This window comes from Longitalea luteola (assembly GCF_017356035.1).
Taxonomy (GTDB): Bacteria; Bacteroidota; Bacteroidia; order Chitinophagales; family Chitinophagaceae; genus Niastella; species Niastella luteola.
Window position 1 is genome coordinate 1 of the sequence record NZ_JAFIQX010000001.1, and the last position, 24,514, is coordinate 24,514.

General features: G+C 45.3%; 23 protein-coding genes and 1 tRNA gene. 14 read left to right on the forward strand and 10 right to left on the reverse strand.

The window, feature by feature from the left end; all coding sequences use genetic code 11:
* Positions 1–91: 91 nt before the first annotated feature.
* A tRNA-Met gene (locus JUB15_RS00005) sits at positions 92–165 on the reverse strand.
* 420 nt (positions 166–585) lie between these two features.
* On the opposite strand from JUB15_RS00005, the gene JUB15_RS00010 reads away from it, so the two are divergent.
* The 5 genes from JUB15_RS00010 (at position 586) to JUB15_RS00030 (ending at position 5,171) form a co-directional block, all read left to right on the forward strand.
* Positions 586–1,905 carry a UvrD-helicase domain-containing protein gene (locus JUB15_RS00010; protein ID WP_242696147.1) on the forward strand — a complete coding sequence of 440 codons (1,320 nt, stop codon included), beginning with the start codon at positions 586–588 and terminating at the stop codon, positions 1,903–1,905.
* A gap of 57 nt (positions 1,906–1,962) precedes the next feature.
* Complete coding sequence (locus JUB15_RS00015) at positions 1,963–2,550, forward strand: TetR/AcrR family transcriptional regulator (protein ID WP_207510187.1); 588 nt, start codon at positions 1,963–1,965, stop codon at positions 2,548–2,550.
* 65 nt (positions 2,551–2,615) lie between these two features.
* A complete protein-coding gene (locus tag JUB15_RS00020; RefSeq protein ID WP_207510188.1) occupies positions 2,616–3,362 on the forward strand; it encodes an SDR family oxidoreductase in 747 nt (248 codons plus the stop codon).
* Positions 3,363–3,456: 94 nt separating this feature from the next.
* Entirely contained in the window at positions 3,457–4,341 is an 885-nt protein-coding gene (locus tag JUB15_RS00025) for an oxidoreductase (RefSeq protein WP_207510189.1), read from the forward strand.
* Positions 4,342–4,373: 32 nt separating this feature from the next.
* Positions 4,374–5,171 carry a helix-turn-helix domain-containing protein gene (locus tag JUB15_RS00030; RefSeq protein ID WP_207510190.1) on the forward strand — a complete coding sequence of 266 codons (798 nt, stop codon included), beginning with the start codon at positions 4,374–4,376 and terminating at the stop codon, positions 5,169–5,171.
* A gap of 243 nt (positions 5,172–5,414) precedes the next feature.
* Here JUB15_RS00030 and JUB15_RS00035 read toward each other — a convergent pair whose 3' ends face one another.
* Positions 5,415–6,413, reverse strand: a complete 999-nt coding sequence (locus JUB15_RS00035) for an ARPP-1 family domain-containing protein (protein WP_207510191.1) — start codon at positions 6,411–6,413, stop codon at positions 5,415–5,417.
* Between the two features lie 697 nt (positions 6,414–7,110).
* Between JUB15_RS00035 and JUB15_RS00040 the strand changes: the two genes are divergently transcribed.
* Positions 7,111–7,341, forward strand: coding sequence for a hypothetical protein (locus tag JUB15_RS00040; protein ID WP_207510192.1), 231 nt, complete (start codon positions 7,111–7,113; stop codon positions 7,339–7,341).
* Positions 7,342–7,512: 171 nt separating this feature from the next.
* Here JUB15_RS00040 and JUB15_RS00045 read toward each other — a convergent pair whose 3' ends face one another.
* The 3 genes from JUB15_RS00045 to JUB15_RS00055 all read right to left on the reverse strand — a co-directional run bounded on the left by JUB15_RS00045 (position 7,513) and on the right by JUB15_RS00055 (position 9,850).
* On the reverse strand, positions 7,513–8,706 hold the full coding sequence (locus JUB15_RS00045; protein ID WP_207510193.1) for a pyridoxal phosphate-dependent aminotransferase: 1,194 nt from the start codon (positions 8,704–8,706) through the stop codon (positions 7,513–7,515).
* 234 nt (positions 8,707–8,940) lie between these two features.
* The gene (locus JUB15_RS00050; protein ID WP_207510194.1) at positions 8,941–9,387 is read right to left on the reverse strand and encodes a DUF1573 domain-containing protein; all 447 of its coding nucleotides are present in this window, start codon (positions 9,385–9,387) and stop codon (positions 8,941–8,943) included.
* 13 nt (positions 9,388–9,400) lie between these two features.
* A complete protein-coding gene (locus tag JUB15_RS00055) occupies positions 9,401–9,850 on the reverse strand; it encodes a DUF1573 domain-containing protein (RefSeq protein WP_207510195.1) in 450 nt (149 codons plus the stop codon).
* Positions 9,851–10,075: 225 nt separating this feature from the next.
* Here JUB15_RS00055 and JUB15_RS00060 point away from each other — a divergent pair, with 225 nt between their 5' ends.
* From JUB15_RS00060 to JUB15_RS00075, 4 genes are all read left to right on the forward strand, one after another.
* On the forward strand, positions 10,076–12,469 hold the full coding sequence (locus JUB15_RS00060) for an alpha-ketoacid dehydrogenase subunit alpha/beta (RefSeq protein ID WP_207510196.1): 2,394 nt from the start codon (positions 10,076–10,078) through the stop codon (positions 12,467–12,469).
* A 143-nt stretch (positions 12,470–12,612) separates the two neighbouring features.
* Positions 12,613–12,978 carry a four helix bundle protein gene (locus JUB15_RS00065; protein WP_207510197.1) on the forward strand — a complete coding sequence of 122 codons (366 nt, stop codon included), beginning with the start codon at positions 12,613–12,615 and terminating at the stop codon, positions 12,976–12,978.
* 61 nt (positions 12,979–13,039) lie between these two features.
* Positions 13,040–13,831, forward strand: a complete 792-nt coding sequence (locus JUB15_RS00070) for a PhzF family phenazine biosynthesis protein (protein ID WP_207510198.1) — start codon at positions 13,040–13,042, stop codon at positions 13,829–13,831.
* Positions 13,832–13,841: 10 nt separating this feature from the next.
* Positions 13,842–14,144: a hypothetical protein gene (locus tag JUB15_RS00075; RefSeq protein WP_207510199.1), complete on the forward strand. Its 303-nt coding sequence runs from the start codon at positions 13,842–13,844 to the stop codon at positions 14,142–14,144.
* Here the strand turns inward: JUB15_RS00075 and JUB15_RS00080 are convergent, their stop codons facing one another.
* The 3 genes from JUB15_RS00080 to JUB15_RS00090 form a co-directional block, all read right to left on the reverse strand.
* The gene (locus JUB15_RS00080; RefSeq protein WP_207510200.1) at positions 14,145–14,555 is read right to left on the reverse strand and encodes a thiol-disulfide oxidoreductase DCC family protein; all 411 of its coding nucleotides are present in this window, start codon (positions 14,553–14,555) and stop codon (positions 14,145–14,147) included.
* A gap of 253 nt (positions 14,556–14,808) precedes the next feature.
* Positions 14,809–15,531, reverse strand: coding sequence for a YebC/PmpR family DNA-binding transcriptional regulator (locus tag JUB15_RS00085; protein WP_207510201.1), 723 nt, complete (start codon positions 15,529–15,531; stop codon positions 14,809–14,811).
* 266 nt (positions 15,532–15,797) lie between these two features.
* Entirely contained in the window at positions 15,798–17,438 is a 1,641-nt protein-coding gene (locus JUB15_RS00090; protein WP_207510202.1) for an amino acid permease, read from the reverse strand.
* Positions 17,439–17,637: 199 nt separating this feature from the next.
* On the opposite strand from JUB15_RS00090, the gene JUB15_RS00095 reads away from it, so the two are divergent.
* The 4 genes from JUB15_RS00095 (at position 17,638) to JUB15_RS00110 (ending at position 22,529) form a co-directional block, all read left to right on the forward strand.
* Positions 17,638–19,146, forward strand: coding sequence for a dicarboxylate/amino acid:cation symporter (locus tag JUB15_RS00095; protein ID WP_207510203.1), 1,509 nt, complete (start codon positions 17,638–17,640; stop codon positions 19,144–19,146).
* Between the two features lie 143 nt (positions 19,147–19,289).
* On the forward strand, positions 19,290–20,270 hold the full coding sequence (locus JUB15_RS00100) for a DedA family protein (protein WP_207510204.1): 981 nt from the start codon (positions 19,290–19,292) through the stop codon (positions 20,268–20,270).
* Positions 20,271–20,273: 3 nt separating this feature from the next.
* Positions 20,274–21,494: an MFS transporter gene (locus JUB15_RS00105; RefSeq protein ID WP_207510205.1), complete on the forward strand. Its 1,221-nt coding sequence runs from the start codon at positions 20,274–20,276 to the stop codon at positions 21,492–21,494.
* A gap of 18 nt (positions 21,495–21,512) precedes the next feature.
* The gene (locus tag JUB15_RS00110) at positions 21,513–22,529 is read left to right on the forward strand and encodes a glycosyltransferase family 9 protein (RefSeq protein ID WP_207510206.1); all 1,017 of its coding nucleotides are present in this window, start codon (positions 21,513–21,515) and stop codon (positions 22,527–22,529) included.
* 75 nt (positions 22,530–22,604) lie between these two features.
* Here the strand turns inward: JUB15_RS00110 and JUB15_RS00115 are convergent, their stop codons facing one another.
* Positions 22,605–23,087: a peptidase associated/transthyretin-like domain-containing protein gene (locus JUB15_RS00115; protein ID WP_207510207.1), complete on the reverse strand. Its 483-nt coding sequence runs from the start codon at positions 23,085–23,087 to the stop codon at positions 22,605–22,607.
* 164 nt (positions 23,088–23,251) lie between these two features.
* Positions 23,252–24,511 (reverse strand): RNA polymerase sigma factor, encoded by a 1,260-nt coding sequence (locus JUB15_RS00120; protein ID WP_207510208.1) that lies wholly within the window; start codon positions 24,509–24,511, stop codon positions 23,252–23,254.
* Positions 24,512–24,514 lie beyond the last annotated feature (3 nt).

Consider the following 24,514-nt stretch of genomic DNA (forward strand, 5'->3'; position numbering starts at 1 on the left):
GGATCGGGAGTTGAACCCGGGTCCGCCAGCCGGCGGATATGAATCCCACCCCAAATAAAAAAGGCCTCACTTTCGTGAAGCCTTCTTCTAGTAGCGGGATCGGGAGTTGAACCCGAGACCTTTGGGTTATGAATCCAACGCTCTAACCACCTGAGCTATCCCGCCGTTTATTTTTAAATCGATCCGCCCTGTAGCGGGATCGGGAGTTACACCGGAGTCCGCCAGCCGGCGGATATGAATCCAACGCCTCCGCTATTACTTTTATCGTGTTTGAAATAATGGGGTGCAAAAATAGAAAAAATTAGTGTTTCGGAAAATTTTTCTTAAGCAATTCTGACACAATTATTTAAGAAATAGCCATTTCGGTGCTTTTTTCATGCCCACCAACGGATGGAACCCGCTTTCATCGTATCGAAAACCCAACGACGTGGCCCCAATTACAGCGAACAACTTTGAACTTAAAACTTAAATCTTTGAACTCCGAACCCTTATCCACATTTCTTGTTCAAATTACAAAAATCGGCCATCTTCGCATCCGGTTAAAGGCTTCCGTGCTGAAGCCTTTTTATATTTAATTTCGGTCTTATGGCAAAGTCAGGTCGGGGTAAACAGCAATTGACAGATCAACAAACGGCTATCATTCATTCCAAAGGCGATCTCCGCATCAATGCAGTTGCTGGTTCAGGTAAAACAACTACTATCATTGAATACGCGGCTTCACGTCCTTCCAATGCCCGCATCCTGTACCTCGCCTTCAATAAATCAGTAAAATTAGAGGCCACCCGCAAATTTGCCGAATACGGTTTAACCAATACAAAGGTCGAAACAGCCCATTCCCTTGCTTATAAACATATCGTCTTTAAACATAATTATAAGGTAAAAGCACAGGGCTATAAGAACAGTGAAATATGTCAACTGTTAAGTATTCGCGGCAATGGGGAAAAACATGCTGAATTTGTAATTGCCAATCATATCAGCAAATTCGTTGCTTACTTCTGTAACAGCGACAAAGCCAAAGTGCAGGACCTGAATTACCTCGATACCATCGTTGATCCCAATGCCAGGTCTTTTGTACGCTCTTTTTATAAGCTCATCGAGGATGGTACCCGTTTGCTGCTCGCTAAAACGGACAGGAATGAAATAGAGATCACCCACGATTTCTACCTGAAGAAATTTCAATTGTCTAATCCCGCGTTGCCTTACGATTACATCCTCTTCGATGAAGCGCAGGACGCTTCTGCTGCCATGCTCGACGTTTTCATGAAGCAAAAAGCGACCAAGGTGATCGTTGGCGACACGCATCAGCAGATCTATGCCTGGCGGCATGCCGTTAATTCGTTAGACAAAGCCAATTACCATACTCTACAGTTGTCTACCAGTTTTCGATTTACACAGGATATTGCCAACCTGGCTACTGCTGTTCTCACCTGGAAAGATCACCTGTTCGACTGTAAACCGGTTGCCATTACTGGTAAAGGAACCGGCAAGAACGAACTGGTGAAGGCAACGATTGCCCGTACGAACCTGGGCCTGCTGCTTAAGGCGATCGACTTTATTACCGACAATCCCAAAGTGAAGCACATTTACTTTGAAGGTAATATCAGTTCCTATACCTATGCCGATGATGGCGCTTCGCTTTATGATGTATTGAGTTTATACAATGGTAACCGGGATCGAATCCGCGACGAATTGGTAGGTTCTATGAATGATATCGATGAACTGGAAGAATATGTGGAAAAAACAGAAGACCACCAGCTGGCTACCATGATCGAAATCGTTCGGGAATATGGTAATGAAGTGCATGGCATCATCAAATCCCTGAAAGAACTGCATACCGGCGATGAAAATCGAAGCAAAGCAGAAATGATCTTTTCTACCGTTCACCGCTCCATATGTGCTGCATAGATACACCCAAAAGAAATATTTGGCAGATTATACCAATCGGTATATTTTTGTGGTGTTATGACAAAAGCAGAGCGTACAAGACATTTTATCGTTGAAAAAGCGGCCCCGATCATAAATAAGAAAGGAATGGCCGGTACTTCTATCAATGATATTGTTGAAGCTACGAGGCTTACCAAGGGTAGTGTTTACGGCAATTTTGAAAGTAAAGACGAGATCTGCCTGGAAGCTTTTGATTACCTGGCAAAAAGGGTAGGGGCCGCTATGGTAATGGCCATGTCCCGTGCAAATTCGAACAGGGACAAACTGTTTGCTCTTTTCGAATATTATCTTGCGGTCGTTTCTCAGGAAAACACTTATGGTTGCCCACTGTTAAATTTTGGTACCGAAGCAGATGATACCAATCCCATCGTAAAACAGAAAGTTAATAAAGCTATCCTCGCTACAGAAAACCTGATAGCAAAAGTCGTTCGCTCAGGTATTGAAGCCGGTGAATTCAAAAGATCCTTTGATCCCGAAACCTTTTCTATAAAAGCCTTTGCGATGATCGAAGGCGGTATGTGGATCGCCCGCCTGCAGGGGAACAACAAACAATTACAAGTAATTCTTGATTCTCTGAAGCAGGAAATTGATGACTATTGCCAATAGTCCTTTTTTTTACGCAATAATATACCGATCGGTATAAAATGGTCAGCTAATTAAAAACAAACAATATGAACATTGAAAACAAAACCATCCTTATAACAGGAGGTGGTACCGGTATTGGCTTTGCTATAGCCAAAGTATTATCACTAAAAGGTAATGATCTTATTCTGGTTGGCAGAAGAGAAGATAAATTAAAAGAGGCCGTTGCCCGTTTGCCGAAGGCATCTTATATCGTTGCGGATGTTACCAATAGTACTGATGTTGAGAACCTGGTTCAACAGGTAAGTACTATATTCGGTGGTTTAGATATCCTGGTAAACAATGCCGGCGTGGTAACAGCCTATCCTCTCGAAAGTGCAGAGGGCGTTTACGAAAAAGCAAAGTTTGAAATGGACCTGAATTATCTTTCTGTAGTAAGGCTTACAGAACGCCTGTTGCCCTTGCTTAAAGCCAGTAAAGAAGCAGCTATCGTGAATATTGAATCAATTGTGTCGTATTTGCCTAACGCCGTAATAGCAACTTATAGTGCGACAAAAGCGGCCCTGCATTCCTATTCCCAATCATTAAGACTGGTGCTACAAAGAACACATCCTCATATCCAGTTGTTCGAAGTGTTTCCGCCCTTTGTTGATACCGATATGACCAAAGGCTTCAATGCCGATAAGTTATCGCCTGATGTAGTTGCCGGGGACATTTACAACGCACTGCAAAAAAATGAATATGCCATAAGACCGGGGCTAACGAAGGAAGTATATCATTCATTTCTGCAGTCACCAGAGATTACTTTAAAGAGATTCAATGGGATAGAGGTTTAAGCCAGTGAGCTTTTAAACCAAGCATCTTTGAGCTTTTAAGCCAACCCGAACAGTTCTGCAATCACCAACTTTGTGGTATCAAAAAATGAATACTATGTCAAAGGTTTGGTTCATTACAGGAAGTTCCCGGGGATTGGGAAGAACCCTCACAGAGGTTGTGTTGGCAAAAGGCGATCAGGTGGCTGCTACGGCACGCCAACCGCAACAATTAGCTGAGCTCGCCGAAAAATATCCACAACAGCTTCTGCCGCTTCCACTAGATGTTACCAGTAAAACAGCGATCGTCAATGCTGTTGAGCAAACTATTAAAAGGTTCGGCCGTATAGATGTGCTGGTGAACAATGCCGGCTTCGGCATTATTGGCGCTGCAGAGGCATTTACCGATGAACAGGTGAGCAGTCAGCTCGAAACGAACCTGTATGCCCCTATTAACATTACACGGGTGGTTTTGCCTTATATGCGTAAACAGCGTAGTGGTCGTATTTTACAGATCAGTTCATTGGGCGGCCGTGTAGGTAATGCAGCCCTTTCTATTTACCAGGCAGCTAAGTTCGGTCTTGGCGGTTTTACTGAAGCGCTGGCCAAAGAAGTTGCCCCACTGGGCATAAAGGTTACTTCAGTAGAGCCGGGCGGTTTTCGTACCGACTGGGCCGGAGCGTCTATGAGCTATGCACCTGCCGTTGAAGGTTATGAAGAATCGGTGAATAAAAGAGTTGAATTTTTTCAAAGCGGTAAATTTATACCCGTGGGTGACCCTATAAAAGCGGCGCAGGCGATGATCAGTATAACAGAACATCCACAGCCGCCGGTTCACCTCGTATTGGGCAGTGAAGCTGCTGGCTTGTTACGGCAGGCAGATGAAGACAGGAAAGCGGAATTCGAAAAATGGTTACCGGTAACTCTTTCTACTGACCATGATGCTGCCCAGAATTTCCTGGAAACGGAATATGGTAAATCGATTCTTGGCGGAAAAAGCTAAACTTTGTTGTAAAGAAGAAATAATCTGATACTATGGCCCAACCGCCGTCAAAACCTGAAATTGTTTACTCCTGCTACTACAAAACAAGTCGCGGGGGTGAACAATTTATTCAGGACCATGTCTTCAGTTACCAGATAGCTGGTACCCTTACGATAAATGATGGCAGGAGCGATCACCGGTTTCTGCCCGGTGATTTCCGTTTCATTAAAAGAAATCAACTGGCCAAGTTCCTAAAGCAGCCACCCGAAGGCGGCGAGTTTAGATCCATTTCCATTTACATCGACCAGCAAACACTGCGCGATATGGCCAGGGAATATGGGTATGCTGCCACCAAAGAGCAAATAGCTGTTTCGATAATGAAGCTCGATCCTCATCCGCTGTACAAAACGTATATGGATTCATTGATCCCTTATGCAGGATTGCCGCCCGAAGAAAATGAAGCATTGTTGTCATTAAAAGTAAGAGAAGCGGTATTGCTGTTACTTCGTGATCAGCCGGCTCTAAAGAATGTGTTGTTCGATTTTTCAGAACCAGGCAAGATCGATCTCGAAGCATTCATGCTTACCAATTATCAGTTCAATGTGGGCCTGAGCCGGTTTGCTTACCTCACGGGCAGAAGCCTGGCCACTTTTAAACGTGACTTTGAAAAGATCTTTCATACGTCCCCCGGCAACTGGTTGTTGCAGAAGAGACTGCAGGAAGCCCATTATCTCATCAAAGAAAAAGGAAGCAAACCTTCCGATGTATACCTGGAAGTTGGTTTTGAAGACCTGTCGCATTTTTCCCATGCATTTAAAAATGCGTTTGGAGTGGCGCCTTCTAAAATATAGATTACCGGTATACGTCCTGCCAAAGACACCATGTTCTCATTTTAAGGATCCCTCGAATGCGCGCCTGGATACATTTAAAATCTATCTGGGGCGGAACCGTCATTTACGGTGGTATCATTCTGCTTGTCCTTATTGCTATCTCCGTCCACCCTGAAATTGTTCCTTACAAATCGAAAGTTCAGTTATTGACGAAAAAGCCATTTATCAGAGTGGTATAAATGTATTACCTGGTACCAGGTTCATTTAGTCAAAACTCGACACACGTAATTTCTTTCCTTTCTCTGAAAAAGAATTCCCTTTTGCCTTTAAAGTTTGCTGCTGCGTTTGCTCATCGTTCAACAGCTTATCCATGTATGACTTCACAAGAGCAGGAGAGGCGGTAACCGGTTTACCACTGATAATGGCTTCGGTAGCATAAGAGTGCAGCAGGCTTGGATATTGTTGAATGAACAGGTCGTGGGTTGCAAACATATCGCAGCCCAATACCTTATTGCCTGTTACTACCACTACACCAATCACCCGGCGGTCTGTACCAAATTTGTTTTTAAAGTGGCTAATATATTGTTCGAGCTTTTTACTGAATTCAGCGGAGTTGGTAATGGCGGTGTAGGTTTTAGTGCTGGTGTTGGTTTTATTGTTGGTATTGATCTCATCAACTTTTTCCCATACTTTGCCCTGGTCTTTTTCTTTTTCCACTACTTTGCGTAAGCCCATGCTGCCTTTATTATAATATCCCTTAAACTCAGCAGGAGCGGCAGCTGCGCCATTAGGGGTATAACTACGCGACACGCTACTGGTTCTGTCACCGGCCGACCAGCGGCCGCTTTCCACGCAAAATACCGGCAGCTCTTTCTTGCCACTTTTAGGTTGTAGGAGGAGGTCCTTGTTGATGATCCTGTCCTGTTTGCCACCTTTGACAACATCGCCCGTTATCACGATGATGGTATCAGTTGAGATGTTCTCGATCCGGAGCTTGTTCACATCTCCGCTATTGCTGTTCTCAGTGATCTTTACTTTGTTTTTGGCAATCGCTTCCTGCAAGGTCATGTATTTACCAATGCTTTTGAATTCACTGGTAAAGCTTTCTTTGGCATAAATGGGATACAAACGAAGGTTTTGATAGGTGAAGGTTTGGGTGGTTGTGCCGGTTTGCAGGTAATCCACCTCCAGGTTGCGGTAAGTGTATTGCGACAGAACAATACAAGGCAGCGCCAATAGTATGGCCAGGGTTATATGTTTCATACATCAAAAGGGTTTGTACAATGGGATGCCCGACGGCAGGCACTACATAAAATATACAGTCAAGGTTTTGTTAAAGGAGGACGCTTCGTAATATTACGATAACAGGTGTTCGTTATTGTAAGAAAATACAGGTTCCAAAATTTACTGTAAAGAAAGAGTAGAATTGCATCATACTTGGAATATAATTTGTAATAAAAGAAGCAGGATATTCAAAGGATATTGGATTTAACCGGGGGCGTTATTTTTATCTGGCCCCCTCTTTTCAAAACTAATATCCTTTCAAAATATATACGCTTACTTCCTGGATCCGTACCCGCATCATGACCGAACCTTGGTTAATAGCCGGGCATGATGAATGAACCGTTTTTTATTGCTTGATCCGCCAATAGCGGATACGTGCGAAACGCTGAATCTGTTTTTAGCAGACAAGCGTATTGCGCTCCCTGTGCTGCATGTCGCTCGCAGCCGCAACTTCGTTTAACCTTGCTATGAAAATTTTTAATACCCGAATATAGAGGTCACGCCAATTGGCGGGACTTTTTACTTTATGCTGCATACCTCATTAGCGTTAAGCTCATCTTATTTACCACCCGCTAAAAGGAAGTGCTTATTATCCTGAAAATAAAAAAGGCAGAAAAGATCAAACGCTGGCTAATGAATAATTTGCTTAATGTGTAGTAACGTTTAAAAAAAACGGATGCCTTATTTTATTATAACGGTAAAAGAGAGCAAAGCAGGCGCCAGGCGGCGCAGGAAGCTGGTGGTAGCTTCGAAAACAAAACCGGAAGCCATGATATGCTTTCAGGATATGTGCCGGGGTACCGGCTTTTTACCTGATTATACTTCGCTGAACGAGATCTCGCCGCTCCGGTATAGTAAGATCGTAGGAACTTTATTAGGAAGAAAGATAGATATTCGCGCAGCGTAAAAATGTGAATGTTAAAGTCCCGATAACACGTCTTTCCATACGCGCTTAGACAATGAAATTACCAAATGGAATCATTATGATAAACCATCTGATCTCCGACAACAGTTTAGTCACAAAAAAAGGCCGCTCCGCCAGGCGGAACAACCTTAGGTGGTATACGTACTAGTTAGGTTATTTCTTTCCCGGATATTCTTTCAATGCCTGCTCCAGGCAATCCATGGCCCTGTTAAGATCATGTACATTCAATACATATGCCAGCCGCACTTCGTCTTTACCCAGTCCGGGCGTTCCATAAAAACCACTGGCCGGCGCCAGCATTAAGGTTTGCCCGTTATAAGAGAAAGATTCCAGTAACCATTGGCAAAATACATCTGCATCGTCAATGGGCAAACGAGCCATAGCATAAAATGCACCACCGGGGTTGGGACAGGTTACGCCCTTCATAGCGTTTAACCGGTTTACCAGCACATCGCGCCGTTTCTGGTATTCTGCTTTGGTTGCATCGAAATAATTGTCGGGCAGGTCAACAGCTGCTTCTCCCAGTATCTGTGCAAACGAGGGCGGACTCAGTCTAGCCTGCGCAAACTTCATCACCGAATCCAGCACTTCCTGGTTCTTCGTAACCAGGGCACCTATACGGCCGCCACAGGCGCTATAGCGTTTGGAAATAGTGTCCATCAATATCACATTCTCTTCCACGCCCTGTAATTGCATGGCGCTAATATGTTCGCCTCCATAACAAAATTCGCGGTACGCTTCATCTGAGAACAGGTACAGGTTGTGTTCCTGCACGATCTGCCTCAGCGTGTCCATTTCTTCCTGGCTGTATAAATAGCCGGTGGGGTTATTGGGATTGCAAATAAGTATTGCTTTGGTTCTGGGGGTAACCAGTGCCGAAAATGCAGAAATAGGTGGCAGGGCAAAGCCATTTTCTATATGGGAGGTCACCGGAACCACTTTAATGCCTGCAGCTACGGCAAATCCATTGTAGTTGGCATAGAACGGTTCGGGAACGATCACCTCATCACCAACGTCGAGGCAGCTCATAAAGCCAAATAAAATGGCTTCAGAACCACCGGTGGTTACAATGATCTGCGTGTGATCTACTTCGATCCCTTTCTTTTTATAGTACTGAACGAGTTTACGGCGATAACTTTCATTGCCGGCGCTGTGGCTGTATTCCAGCACTTTAAAGTCGGCATGGCGCACGGCATTCAAAATAGGCTCAGGCGTTTCAATATCGGGCTGGCCTATATTCAGGTGAAACACCTTAATACCCTTTTTCTTGGCGCCTTCGGCAAAAGGCACCAGTTTCCGAATAGGTGATGGCGGCATTAGTTTGCCGCGACTACTAAGTGTTAGCATTTCGCAAATATAGGGTACTGCTTTTATGTTCAAAATGCTTTGTTTCTGGTTGAGAATGTGATATTTACACAAAATACTGTTCTGGTAGACTGGTTTTTTTCGGGTATAATGACATTCAATGGATTATATCCAGCACAAACAGGCATAGTGAACAACGGGTCCAAAAAAAAATCCTCAGGGCGTTTGCCATGAGGATCAAATAATTTGAAAGAAATCACAACTACTGAAGAGGAACTATCCTTTTTTGTTTCCTTTTTCTTTTTCGAATTTAGCGTAGTCTTCTGCATTCAAAACTTCGCCTGTGATTTTCAATTCCAAAGGCTGATCAACCCCGGCAACTTTTACATATATGGTTTTATTAAAGGGGCCGGCGGCCGCCGCATTAAATCCGGCAGTGATCTTGTCTTCTTTACCTTTTGCTACAGGAGCTTCAGGTTTTACCGGAGTTGTACAGCCGCAGGAAGCAGTTGCAGATTCAATAACTACTGGTTTATCAGATATGTTTGAAAAAGCAAAGTTGTATGTAACAGGCACACCTTGTTTGATCTTTCCGAAGTTGTGTACTAATTCTTTGAATTTAACAAAGTTATCAGCTTTCTTTACGGTTGCAGCTGGAGCAGTCTGTGCAAATACGCCGGCCGTCAGGATCAATGCTGCAAAAGCTAATACAAATCTTTTCATGAGTTTATGTTTTTTAATTGTTTTTCAATAACGATAAAGACGCATTTACAGGTGCTGAGGTTGTAGGCGCTTTATAAACAGTCCCTGTAATCTTCAATGTTTTCGTCTGATTGGTATTGTATATAATGGTAATGGTTTTATTAAACGCACCTTCCGTAGCCGAATTGTAGCCTACTTTAATAATACTGGTAGCGCCTGGCTGAATAGCCTCTTTGCTCCATTCAGGCGTTGTGCAACCGCAGGATGCCTGAACATTGTCGAGCATCAACGGTTCCTTGCCAGTGTTTACTATTTCAAAGTTATGGGTAACCGGGCGACCCTGCGGAATTTTTCCAAAATCATAAGAGGTTTCTTTTAACTGAATTACCTCCTCAGCTTTAGGAGCAGGGGTACTGGCGGCTGTTTGGGCTTGTGTTACGAATGCAAAAGCAGCAAAACATACCAGTAATAACATACTCTTCATACGTACAAAATTTAAGGTTTTTGGTTGCGCATCACTAAACTACACAATATCCCGCAAACTTTCGGGGTTGAAAATGGTTACATTGCTTACCGATGGGAATAACATTTGTAACGCTAACATGTTCAAAATTACATTTTTAACGGCCTTCCAGCCAATAAAATTTTTGGCTGGTGACATTTTTTTAACAACCCCGCAAAATGGCGTGATTATTAATATTTTTGTCGCATGGAAAATAGCACTCACAATCAATCGCTTGCCGGCGAGAAGCTGTCTTTCGATAAATTTCGCGAAGAGGTATTAAAAGATTACCGCCTGGCCTGCGAAAGCCGAGAGGCCAGTTTACTGGGTCGTAAAGAGGTACTTACCGGTAAAGCCAAGTTTGGCATCTTTGGTGATGGCAAAGAGGTTGCACAAATTGCGGCTTCTAAATTTTTCCAGCCCGGCGATTTTCTGTCGGGTTATTACCGTGATCAAACTATTGCTTTTGCCACCGGCCAGGCTACCGTTGAAGAATTCTTTTCCCAATTGTACGCCGATCCGGATACGGCCCACGATCCGCATAGCGGTGGCCGTCAGATGAATTCCCATTTTGCCACACCTATCGTGGATGCACAGGGAGAATGGCTCGATCTGGTTAACCGTAAAAATATTGCCGCGGGTTTAGCACCTACCGCCGGACAAATGCCCCGTGCATTGGGCATGGCGCTGGCTTCTAAATTATTCCGCCATTCCGATGTTCTGAAACATTTGACGCACCTGAGTAATAATGGTAACGAAGTATGTTTCTGCACGATCGGCGATGCTTCTACTTCTGAAGGCCACTTCTGGGAAGCATTGAATGCCGCCGGCGTGTTACAAATACCCTTGGCCGTTTTTGTATGGGATGATGGTTATGGCATTTCTGTTCCGCGCCGCATGCAAACCATCAAGGGTTCCATATCAGAAGCCATGCGCGGCATGCAGAAAAAAGACAACACGAATGGTTTTGATATATATAAGGTAAAAGCCTGGGATTATGCTGGTATGTGTGAAGTGTTTGAGTCGGCGATCCGCCGCATGCGGGAAACACATATTCCTGCGCTCTTCCATGTAGAGGAAGTAACGCAGCCGCAAGGCCATTCCACTTCGGGCAGCCACGAACGGTACAAATCACCTGAGCGCCTCGCCTGGGAACGCGAATGGGATGGGAACAAAAAAATGCGTGAATGGATCCTCGAGAACACCCTGGCCAGTGAAGAAGAGCTGGAAGAAATTGAAACCCGGGCAAAGGACATGGTGCGCGAAAGCAAACAACGCGCCTGGGAGAAGTATATAGTGCCTGTTAAACAAATCGTTTCAAAATGCCTGGAGCTGCTCGATGCCCTCATCAGCCAGGGCGCAGATACTTCCGGTGAAATTGCTGCTGCGAAGAATACGCTGGCTTCCAACCGTGAGCCATTGCGTAAAGATGCGATTCAGGCTTTACATAAGGCCATACAGGCTGCCGGTGATTCGCCATTGATCACTGAGGTAAAGGACATGTACCAGCAGTTACGCAAAGAAGGTTATGCTACCTATGGCAGCTATCTGTACGATGAAAGTCCGAAGAGCCCGCTGAAGGTTACTACCACGCCGTTGGAGTTTGCCAGCGATTCACCCATGCTGAACGGGTATGAGATCTTGAACCATTACTTCGATGAGCTGTTCGCCAGCAATCCGAAAGTACTGGCATTTGGGGAAGATGTTGGAAAGATCGGCGACGTGAACCAGGGTTTTGCCGGGCTGCAAAATAAATATGGTGAGAACCGCATTTTCGATACGTCTATCCGTGAGCTTACCATTATCGGGCAGGGGATAGGGATGGCTATTCGTGGCTTGCGTCCGATAGCCGAAATTCAATACATCGATTACATGTTATACGGACTGCAACAGTTGAGCGACAACGCTTCAACTTTGTACTGGCGAACCAAGGGACGCCAGAGTTGTCCGCTCATCGTACGTACCCGCGGGCATCGCCTCGAAGGCATCTGGCACAGCGGTTCACCCCTGGGCATGATGCTGCATTCACTGCGTGGCATGCACATTTGCGTGCCGCGGAATATGGTACAGGCAGCCGGGATGTACAATACTTTATTACATGGCAACGATCCGGCTGTGGTGGTGGAATGCCTGAACGGCTATCGCCTCAAGGAAAGATTGCCTTCCAATATTGTTAATTACAAAGTGGCGTTAGGTGTTCCGGAAGTGCTGAAAGAAGGAACTGATATTACCATTGTTTCTTACGGAAGTGTGTTGCGCATCATCAGCGAAGCGGCTGCTATTCTGGAGAGATCAGGCATCAGCTGCGAGATCATCGACGTACAGACGCTGTTGCCGTTCGATGTGAACCACATGATCCTGGGTTCACTGAAAAAGACCAATCGCATTGTGTTTATCGACGAAGACGTACCAGGTGGAGCTGCTGGTTATATGTATAATAAAGTGCTGGAAGAACAAGGCGGCTATCGCTGGCTCGATGTATCGCCCCGTACCATTACCGGTCAGGCGCACAGACCCAGCTATGGCAGTGATGGCGACTACTTCAGTAAGCCAAACGTTGAACAGATTGTAGACGTTATACAAGAAATGATGAGTGAATAAGTGAGTGTAAGTGTAAATAGTGAACTGCAATAGACAATAGACAATGGACAAATGCCGAATTTTGAATCTTGCCTATTGCTCATTGCCAATTGCCTATTGGTTTTAAAAAGGTTCTGGTTAGTTGGAATATAAAACAACTAACTATGGGAGTTAAGGATATTAGAGATTCAAGAGCATATAAGCTGGCTTTTGAAGTGGCAATGGAGATTTTTGAAATTTCAAAAACATTTCCAAAAGAAGAACGGTTTTCTCTTACTGACCAAATAAGAAGAGCTTCACGCAGTGTTTGCGCAAACATTGCTGAAGCATATAGAAAGAAATTTTATCCGGCTCATTTTGTTTCAAAATCATCTGATGCGGATACTGAAAATAGCGAAACAGGAGTATGGTTAGATTTTTCGTATGCGTGTAAATATATTAGTGCAGAAAAATATAAAGCTTTATCAGAAAAGAATAAGGAAGCAGGCAGGCTACTAGGGCACATGATTAAAAACCCAGATGAATACTGATTGTATTTTTTGTCTATTGCCTATTGCTGTCTATTTCTTTATTGTCCAATGCCCTTTTGTTATGAAACTTACCCTTTACCAAATCGATGCATTCACTAACCATCTATTCGGAGGAAACCCCGCAGCGGTAATACCACTTGATCAATGGATCAGTGATAGCCTTATGCAACGACTGGCTATGGAGAATAACCTCAGCGAAACTGTTTTCTTTGTGCCCTCGGTAAATCCGGATGCCGATTACGAGATCCGCTGGTTTACGCCCGAATCGGAGATCAATCTCTGTGGGCATGCCACCCTCGCTTCGGCCTTTGTTCTGTTCCATGTAATGGGTTATGGTTATCCTGCTATCCGTTTTCAGTCAAAAAGCGGCTTACTGACCGTTACCAAGAACTTCGACAGGATCAGTATGGATTTCCCCGCCTGGAAACCGGAACGCCTAACCGAATGGCCGGCTGAATTGACCACTGCTATGGGCAACATAGCCTTCACCAGTGTGCACAAACACCGGGATTACCTCATAGAAGTAGCCGATGAAGCCATCGTACAACACTGCCAGCCAGATTTCACCTTAGTGAGGAAGTTAGGCCATAAAGTGATCCTTACTGCCCGGGGAACTAAAGCAGATTTTGTATCGCGGTTCTTTGCCCCTGCCGTAGGGATCGATGAAGATCCGGTAACAGGATCGGCACATGCGCAGCTGATACCATTCTGGGCAGAAAAACTGAACAAACAAACCTTACATGCCCGCCAGTTATCGAAACGCGGGGGTGAATTGTGGTGCGAATACCTGGGCGACCGGGTTACGATTGCCGGTCAATGTGTATTCTATATGAAAGGTGAGATTGATCTATAAACTATAACAAGTGCTAACACCAAGCGAAAAACGATTTATAAAATCCTGGGAAGAACAGCGCCACGGCGGCCGGGTAAAGTATTACCTGCTGTATATTATTATGGGTACTTTCATTTGTGCGCTGGTAATAGCTTTTCTAACCCAGGTATTGGGATTCGGGCTACCGCAAAGTCTCATGAAGATCATCATTGGCAGCTTCCTGATCGTAACCGTTTCTACCATTTTTTCCTGGTGGTATAATGAAAAGCGGTTCAAAGCGATCATTCAACGGGAGATCAGGGACGGAATGAAAAAAGATGAAGAAGGGAATTGATTAGTCTAAAAACCGCTCCCTCTCTCCGGGCGCTGGTACGCGGCAATGTTCCTTTTTCCCAAACAGTTTATATCGGTTGGTGGCAATTAACCGGTACACGCCATCGCGAATGGATTGAGGTACATAAATAAACAGGTACATCAATTGCCAGCCGCGGCCCAGGTGTTTCAATAAACGTAACACAGCGGTTGATCGTGTGTACAATACATTTCCCTCAATAAGCATGAAAGAATGGAATTGGTCAGCAGGCAGATGGTATTTGTGCAGGTATTCCTGCCCCGTTTTACCCTGCAGCGACCCAAACAGGAATCGCTTCTTCTTGTCCCTTTTTAAAATGAACTGCACTGTCCTGTTACACAGGTTGCAAACTCCGTCAAAGAGCACAATGTATTTTGAAGAGGTACTGGCCATTACATAGCAAAATTAAGGGGCCCTGCTAACATCTGCATCGCTTATTGCCGGGCATTTTTATGAGATTGGACATTGTTTTCAGCTACAAATGTTATTCCAACCGCAAATAAAAAACCGGATGTTGTCATCCGGTTTTTTATAGAGAAATATATTTTTTTGTCAATTGCCGCGGCTGTTTTGATTGCCCATTAGCTGCATTACGCAGGTAATGTCACAATTGATATTGACAATTGTCTATTGTCTCTGCCAATAGTTACTGCAGGTTATGAAACACTTTCTGCACGTCATCATCCTGTTCCAGTTTGTCAACCAGCTTCAATACTTCCTGGGCCTGTTCTTCCGGTAACTGAACGGTGGTAGTAGGGATCCATTCTACTTCAGAGCTGATGGGTGTTATATTTTTTTCTTCCAGCGCCTTTTGCATATTGCCAAAATCATTGAACGCTACGCGGATCACCAGGACGGTCTCTCCGTTCTCGCCAGTGCCTTCACCCATTTCTTCCAAACCCGCGTCGATCAGTTCCAGCTCCAGGTCGTCCTGGCTGAGGCCTTCGGGTTTCAGTTTGAATACGCCCATTTTTTTGAACTGAAAGCTTACGCTGCCGCTGTTACCGAGGGTGCCGTTGCCTTTGTTGAAGATGGCCTTTACGTTGGCTACTGTACGTACGTGGTTGTCCGTAGCGGTTTCAACCAGGATAGCGACGCCGTTGGGGCCGTACCCTTCATACAGGATCTCTTCATAGTTCTCCATCTCCTTACCCTGTGCACGCTTGATAGCCGCTTCTACGCGGTCTTTAGGCATGTTAACGCTTTTGGCGTTCTGGAAACAACGCCGCAGGGCCGGGTTGGTGTTCGGGTCAGGACCGCCGGCTTTTACCGCAATAGCGATTTCCTTTCCAATACGGGTAAATTGTTTGGCCATCCGGTCCCACCGGGCAAACATCGTGGCTTTACGTACTTCAAATATGCGACCCATATATTAGTTTATACTTTGTTTTTGAATTCGTGATTGCATCGTTAATTACTGTTACCGGTTGCCAGTTACAGGTTCCAGTGTCCATATTATTCAGCTCCTATATTTTCCCTTGCTGCCTGTGTTTTACCAATTGTCTGTTGTCTATTGCCAATTGATTCAAACGGTTGCAAAAATAAAATAACTGGCGCATGTGGCCAACATACCCTGATATAAAACAAAACCCCGCTGTCGGGCGGGGCTGTTTATATTAGAATAAGCTGAAATTGTTATTTTTTAGCCATTTTGTAGCCAAATATGATGGCATGCAGCAAAGCAAAACCAAGTGAAAAATAGAATATACCTGCGTCGTCTGGTGTTAGCATGTGATGAACAAAGGCTATGATGGCCAGTAATATGGCAAGCACCAGGCCGCAGGCTCCGCCCACTTTGTTACCCTGAGGGATGGTGGCCGGGTTATTGGCGGATAAAACGCTGTGGCGTACACTGTATGCCAGGTATATATCCAGTCCCAGGATCATCCATACGATCAACCGGATCCAGGTATCGAGCGGTAAGAACACCATCATGAACAAACAGGTGAACACGCCTAAAATGGGCACCAAAGGCACCAGTGGCGTTTTAAAGGCTCGGGGGGCATTTGGCATGGTCTTACGCATGATAATGACGCCGATACAAACCAGGATGAACGCGAACAGGGTTCCGATACTGGTCATTTCACCCACCACACGGGCCGGTACAAAAGCGGCGAACAGGCTCACAAAAAGCAGGAACAACAAGTTGTTTTTTGCCGGTGTGCGGAATTTGGGATGCACCTCCGAGAACACTCTCGGTAACAAGCCATCTTTACTCATACTGAAGAATACGCGGCTCTGGCCCATCAGCATCACCAGGATCACCGACATATAACCGGCGAGGATCGCTAACACGATGGCCTTGTTCAACCAGGGATAATCTGGGCGCACCACGCCGTTGGCATCGGGCGTACCCATATGATCAATAGCAACTTTCACGGGGGCAATACCATCCTGGCCTTTGAACGAAGTATAGTTGGTTACGCCGGTCATCACGTGCGCAAACAGGATATACAGGACCGTACAAATGGCAAGTGAACCCAGGATACCCCAGGGCATGTCTTTTTTGGGGTTCTTTGCTTCCTGGGCGGCCGTACTCACTGCATCGAAACCAATGTACGCGAAAAACACAATGGCCGCTGCCCGGATGATACCACTAAAGCCAAACTCGCCGAAATTGCCGGTATTGTCGGGAATGTAAGGAGTATAGTTATCGTTGTTGATATATTTCCAGCCCATGAAAATAAATATTAATACTACGGCTACTTTCAGGGCAACGATAATTCCGTTAATAAAGGCGCTTTCTTTCGTGCCTTTCACCAATAACAAACTCATCAGGATCACTACAAAAACCGCAGGTACATTGATCATTCCGCCATCCCACGGCCCGGCCGTTATGGCAGGGGATAAGTGAATGTTAAAATCTGCCAGGAATCTTACCAGGTAACGGCTCCAGCTGATACTTACCGTGGCAGCACCAACGGCATATTCCAGCACCAGGTCCCAGCCAATGATCCAGGCCACAAATTCGCCCATGGTAGCATAAGAATAGGTATAGGCACTTCCCGCAACGGGGATCATAGATGAAAATTCTGCATAACATAAACCGGCAAAAGCGCAACCCAAAGCGGCCACAATGAAGGAGATGGTAATGGCAGGACCAGCCTGGTTGGCGGCAGCGCCGCCGGTGATGGAGAATAGACCGGCACCAATGATGGCGCCAATACCCAAAGCTACAAGGGCTCCGGCGCCCAGTGTTTTTTTAAGGGTGTGTCCACTGGTATCCTTAGCTTCATTTAATAATGAATCCAACGGCTTTTTTACAAATAAACTCATAAGAGCGAGTTAGAAGTTTTTTGAATGAATAGTATTTCTGTAATCATGTATAAGGTCGGAAAGATAAGGATTTCTTAAAATTACGACCCAAAAGAGTTCATAAATAGTCCACATTTCCAGCCAAAAGATAAGATGAACTCTCAAATAGGTTTATGCTTTTAATATTATATTGCACCCTATTACTTTTTAACTGAACTACATGAAGAAAAACAGGCTCACGCTCTATATACTGATTGCCATGGCGGCGGGTATATTGGTGGGTTATCTGATGCATCGCGTAGGAACAGGGCACAGCATTACCTATTCTCCTGCTAAAGATTATACGGGAAAAGACACGATCACGTTGGTTTTGTCAGGGAAAGAGGTAATACAGCCGATCGAGGTTGTTAAAGATTCTGCTACCTATCGTCAAACAAATGTGGCGCCCGGAACCTGGCTGGTAGTGGCCAATACGAATGCTTCTTATGAAACCAACAGGGAACTGACTTTAAATAAGATCAAGGTTCCACCGAGGCACGGGTTGGCATCCATCAAAGCCATTCAGTCGTTCAGTGATAATATTAAATTATTGACTACTATTTTCCTGCGACTGGTTCAAATGATTATTGCACCGCTTGTTTTTTGTACACTCGTCGTAGGCATTGCCAAGCTGGGCGATCTGAAAACGGTGGGACGGGTTGGTGGCAAGGCACTGCTCTGGTTTATTTCGGCTTCATTGGTAAGCCTGCTGCTCGGAATGCTCATTGTTAACGTGGCAAAACCTGGCCAGGCAGTTGATCTTAGCAATGCCGATACTGCGGGCGCCAGAGACCTCATCGGTAAAACGCAGGAGTTCTCTTTGGCTAAATTTGTAGAGCACGTATTTCCAAAGAGCGTTATTGAAGCGATGGCGACCAACGAAATACTGCAGATCGTCATCTTCAGTATTTTTTTTGGTGTAGCAATGTCGGCACTGGGCAACTACGCCAAAACCCTGGTAAAAGCGCTGGATGCAGTTGCCCACGTTATATTGAAGATGGTGGGTTATGTGATGAATTTTGCGCCCCTGGGAGTTTTTGGCGCAATTGCCGCCGTAATTGCTACCAAGGGGTTAGAAGTGTTCGTGTTCTATGGCAAATACCTGATGTTCTTTTTGATAGGGATCGCGCTTTTATGGGTGATCCTGTTATCGGTAGGGTACCTGATCCTGGGCAACCGGGTAGGCACTCTGATCAAACGGATCGCCTCGCCCATGCTGGTTGCTTTCAGTACCACCAGCAGCGAAGCCGTTTTTCCGAAACTGACCGAAGAACTCGAGCGATTTGGTTGCAAAGACAAAATAGTTTCATTCATTTTGCCGTTGGGGTACAGTTTCAATCTCGATGGCAGTATGATGTACATGACCTTTGCGAGTTTAGCCATTGCGCAGGCTTATGGCATACATCTTGACATGGGCACCCAGTTAACAATGCTGCTGGTGCTGATGTTGACGAGCAAGGGAATTGCAGGGGTGCCGCGGGCCTCTTTGGTGGTGGTGACCGCCACCTGCGCCATGTTTAAGATTCCGCCCGAAGGCGTCGCATTGATTTTGCCGATCGATCATTTTTGTGATATGTTCCGTACCATGACGAATGTAGTAGGCAATGCGCTGGCCACGAGTGTAGTAAGTAAATGGGAAGGTGAACTGAAACCAGAAATGGCAGCAACCGATCCGGTATTGGCGGAATAGTTAGCAAAAAAATCGGAGCGCCTGATTACAGTGAGAATGATCGGCATTTAAGGACCCTGGTAACAGGGAACCGGTAACTGGTGACAGTTAAACAATTTCAAATTCAAGAGACAAAAGAGACAAGTAAATTCATAAAATTTTTTATGTTAAAACGACTGATATTTTTATTGTTGACTGTGTTGATAGTATCCGGAGCAATAGCACAACAGCAAATAAGAATTCAATGTACCAATCAGTACGAAGCACCTATTGATAAATTAACGGTGACGATTGCAGGCCAGACAACATCTTATTCTCCCGATAATCTGGGCTTTACAACCATTACCGTGGATCCGGCGGATTCCCTGATCATTAATGCCGCTCATCATGAGCCATTAACAGTCGCTGGCGCCTCCCTGAAAGAAGGCCAGGTAGTCGTTCTTGAAAAGAAATTTACCTGGAAAGACCTGCTGAATCCGATGTTCTATATCGTCTACGGCGGATTATTCCTGCTGCTGTTCATCGTATTTGCAGAAACCGGTTTGTTTGTCGGCTTCTTTTTACCGGGTGACAGCCTGCTGTTTGTGGCGGGCATATACAGCACCAACCTGGTGGATGACCTGTTCAGAAAATTTGGGTTCGAGGGGGTTCGTTATGAATGGCTCGACCTGTTCATCCTCATTGCACTTATCTCCGTGGCCGGCATCCTGGGTAATGCCGTTGGCTATTGGACAGGTAGGAAGATTGGTCCCACCATGTTCCATTGGCGCGACCGCTTTCTTTTCAAGAAAAAATACCTGTACGATGCCCATGATTTCTATGAAAAACATGGCGGCGGCGCCATCATCTTTGCGCGCTTTTTGCCTATCGTGAGAACTTTTGCGCCCATTGTTGCCGGTATTGTGGCCATGGACAGAAAGAAGTTCTCTTTCTTCAACATGGTGGGTTGTATAGCCTGGGTGTTCAGTATGATCATTGCCGGACACTTCCTGCAAAAATGGATCTTTACCCAATTTGATTTTGACCTGAAGAAACACCTTGAAATAATCGTATTGGGCATTGTTGTCGTAACCACTGCCCCGGTATTGATAAAATTATTTTCCGGACGAAAAAAAGAAAAGGTATCTCAACCCCCAACTAAGTAACGAATGCAATCAAAACCAGTATCTGTCTTTAGCCTGGCAGTTTTAGTTGCTGCCCTGGGCTACTTCGTTGATATTTACGACCTGCTGCTTTTCAGTATTATCCGTATTGATTCGCTTAAAGACCTAAAACTAACCCCGGAACAGATCGCTTCCGAAGGTTTGTTCATCATCAATGTTCAAATGGCTGGTCTGCTGATCGGCGGAATTCTGTGGGGTATTCTCGGCGACAAGAAAGGCCGCCTGAAAGTATTGTACGCATCCATTATTTTATATTCATTGGGAAATATTGCCAACGGTTTTGTACAAACGGTAGAGCAATATGCGGCTGTTCGGTTCTTGACCGGTATTGGCCTTGCTGGTGAACTGGGCGCCGGTATTACGCTCGTGAGTGAATTGCTGCCTAAAGAGAAAAGGGGCATCGGCACCTCGCTGGTGGCAGGCATCGGTTTAACCGGTGCAGTAGTCGCCTTCTTTTTCAAGGAGAACTTTCACTGGCGCACCTGCTATTTTATTGGCGGTGGCCTTGGTTTTATGTTATTGCTGCTACGGGTAGGTGTACTGGAATCAGGTATGTTCCAGAATATTCAGCATAGCAATGTATCGAAAGGCAATTTTTTCATGCTGATCAATAATGGCAAACGGTTAAAGAAATACCTGGCCAGTATACTTATAGGATTGCCTACGTGGTATGTGATCGGCATACTGGTTACCTTCTCAAAAGAGTTTGGCGAAAAAATGGGCGTTGTAGGCAAAGTGGATCCCGGCAAAGCCGTGATGTTCTCTTATGCGGCAATTTCTATCGGCGATATTGCTGTGGGCCTGTTGAGCCAGACGTTGAAAAGCCGGAAAAAAGCTCTGTTTATTTTCTATGGCTTAACGGCTATTGGCATAGTGTGGTTCTTTAACCTGAATGGCGCACCGGTGAGCAGCCTCTATGCTGCCTGTGCCCTGCTGGGTTTTGGTACCGGCTTCTGGGCCATTTTTGTAACCATGGCAGCGGAACAATTCGGTACGAATATACGTGCTACTGCAGCAACCACCGTACCCAATATGGTACGCGGTGCATTGATCCCGATCTCCATATTGTTCACTTCATTGCAGGGGTCGGCCGGGTATGTAAACAGCGGCATGATCACTGGTATAATCGTCATGGTCATCGGGATAGTGTCTGCATTATTGACCGAAGAAACGTTTCATAAAGATCTTAATTACGTTGAACAGTGAGCCGGTAGGTAGAAAATTATGAAGATCCTTATTATCAGATTTAGCTCCATTGGGGATATTGTTTTAACAACACCTGTTATCCGATGCCTGAAAAACCAGTTGCCGGATGTGGAAATACATTATCTCACCAAAGCCGGCTTCAGGGCAGTGCTTGAGGCCAATCCATATATCGACAAACTGCATTTCCTGCAGGACGACCTGCAGGCTGTGATAACTACCTTGCAGCAGGAGCAATTCGATTATGTGATCGACCTGCATCACAACCTGCGCACCATGCGGGTAAAAAAAGCATTGGACAGAAAATCATTTTCCTTCAATAAGCTCAATATTCAGAAATTCATCTACACCTCACTTAAACTGAATGTACTGCCTGATGTACATATTGTAGACCGTTACCTGGAAACGGTTAAAACCCTGGGTGTAAAAAATGATGGCCGCGGACTGGATTATTTCATTCCGGAGAAAGACAAAGTGAAAGAGAGCGATATTCCTGCCGGCCACCTGGCCGGTTATATTGGCGTAGTGATCGGCGCTGCGCATAACACCAAGAAATTACCTATTCACAAACTCAGGGAATTATGCGCTGCCATCGAACATCCGATCATTCTGTTAGGCGGTAAAGAGGACCGCGAGAACGGGGAGCAGATTGCCAGTGTTGATCCGCATAAAATTTATAACTCCTGCGGCAAGTTCAACATCAATGAATCTGCTGACCTGGTGCGACGCGCCAAACTGATTATAACCCACGATACCGGACTGATGCACATTGCCGCTGCTTTTAAAAAGCAGATCATTTCTATATGGGGCAATACCGTACCACAATTCGGGATGTTTCCTTATTACGGTACTTTATCGCCGCAGCTGCCCAAAGACAAGCTGCCTTATGATATTATGGAAATACGGCCCCTGTACTGCCGGCCCTGTTCGAAAATCGGTTATGATAAATGTCCGCTCGGGCATTTTAAATGCATGGAGAAGATCTCCGTAGCTGAGATTGTCAATAAAGTTAATCTCAGGATCAATAAACAATCCTGAACCTGCAAAAGTGAATCCGGCAACCGGTTACCGATTGCCGGAACTGCTTACGCTTACTGTAGAACGATAACGCTGTTATTTAATCGCAACCAACTTATTTTTCCAGCTTTCAGGGATATTGTTGATGTCGTAGATGTGCAGTTGTGGCGTTTGGGTCACTGCTGTCGTTTTTGTTTCCTGGTGCAATGTTTCATTTATGTCAAGTTCCTTTAACCGATACATGGCTCCGGTAGCCGGGTCAACGATCAGGAAACCGATGAGGCCGCCAAATAACAGGTTGCCGATGTACCAGCCATTCAGGCTGGCCCTTATAGAAACCGTTTGGGTAGCAAAGCCTTCTTTACTGATCTTGATCTCGTATGCAGCGGCTCTAAAGAATCCGGCGCCAGATTTAAGTCTTACCAGTGCAGGCGTTCTGCCCGAGTAAACCTGTTCATCGTTTCTGTTGGTAACGGTTACCTGGGCATCACGTGGGGTGCTGTCGACGGTAACCATATAACTTGATTTACTAACAATAGTGGCGCAGGAGGAGCTTAATGTAATAAGGCCTGCAAGCATTAGTGCTTTGGTTGGGGTTAACATAAATGTTGTTGTTAGGGTTTTGATCAAACAAAATAGTCAGAAAAAACAAAACCCGGAATGTTAGCCAACAAAATGAAAGGTTAATATTCATCGGCTATATATACCCTTTGGTATCAGTTTATTCTATATGCTAACTTATCTTAATTCAATTTGTTCCTGGAGAGTGTTTCCAGTTTGGTGGTGATCAGCTTTTTCTCCGCGATGGAAGTGGTTAAGGAAAGTGCTTTTTGAAGAAATGTGGTAGCATGGTGATCGTCGCCCAGTTGAATGTATAGATCGCCGATCACCGCACTGAAAATGTATTGAGTGTCTATTAGCTGTTCAATACCGCTGATCTGCCAGATCTCCGACATAGCTGCTGCTGTCTGGTGCAGTTGCGCCATTACAATCGCTCTGTTCAATATCACCAGCGGGCTTCGCTTTTGTTCAAGCAGCAGATCGTACAGTTGCAGCATGCGTTGCCAGTTTGTTGCTGCAAAGGAATCGGCGAGGCAATGTTCTGCGGCTATCGCTGATTCAAGGTGATAGACTGTTAGCTCATCTCCTTGTGATGACAGGTTCAGAAAATCATATCCTTTCTGAATAAGCGCTTTATTCCAGGTGCTTCTGTCCTGGTGCTGCAATAAAATAATGGAATTGTTCTCATCTATCCGGCTTTCGAATCGCGATGCCTGAAAGCACATCAATGACAGCAAAGCGAAGGTGGTAGGTTGTTTGCCTGCCTTATGTTCTGTAAGCAACAGGCAAAGGCGCATGGCTTCTGCGCACAGGTCTTTTCGTATCAGTTCATTGGCGTTTCCTGAATTGTACCCTTCATTAAATAACAGGTATAGCACGGTGTAAACGATATTCAACCGGCGGGCCAGTTCCTGGCCAACCGGAATATCGAGGGCGATGTGATTGTCTTTTAAGAACTGTTTGGCCCGGTACAGGCGTTTTTGAATGACCGCTTCATTGGTGAGCAGTGCATGGGCGATCTCGGCAACGCCAAAACCTGATACTGTTTTCAGGGTGAGCGCCACCTGGTCTTCCTCTTTTAAGCTTGGATGACAACACGCAAAGATCATCCGCAACTGGCTGTCGCCAATTTCCGCTTCCCCAAAGAATTGTTGCACGGTGTTCTCTGTTTCCTGTTGCAGTTCGGTGGCCAGTTCGCGGGAATATTGTTGAAAATGCTGATGCCGCCTGATAATATCGATGGCCCGGTTACGGGCTACCTGCATCAGCCAGCCGCCGGGATCAGGCATCTGATTGAAGGTCCAGGTTTGCATGGCACGCAAAAAGGATTCCTGTACCACATCTTCGATCATTTCAAGGTTATGCATGCCGAAAATGCGGGTCAGCACGGCGACCATCTTTCCCGACTGGTGCCGGAAAAGATGATCGATCAATTGCGCCACACG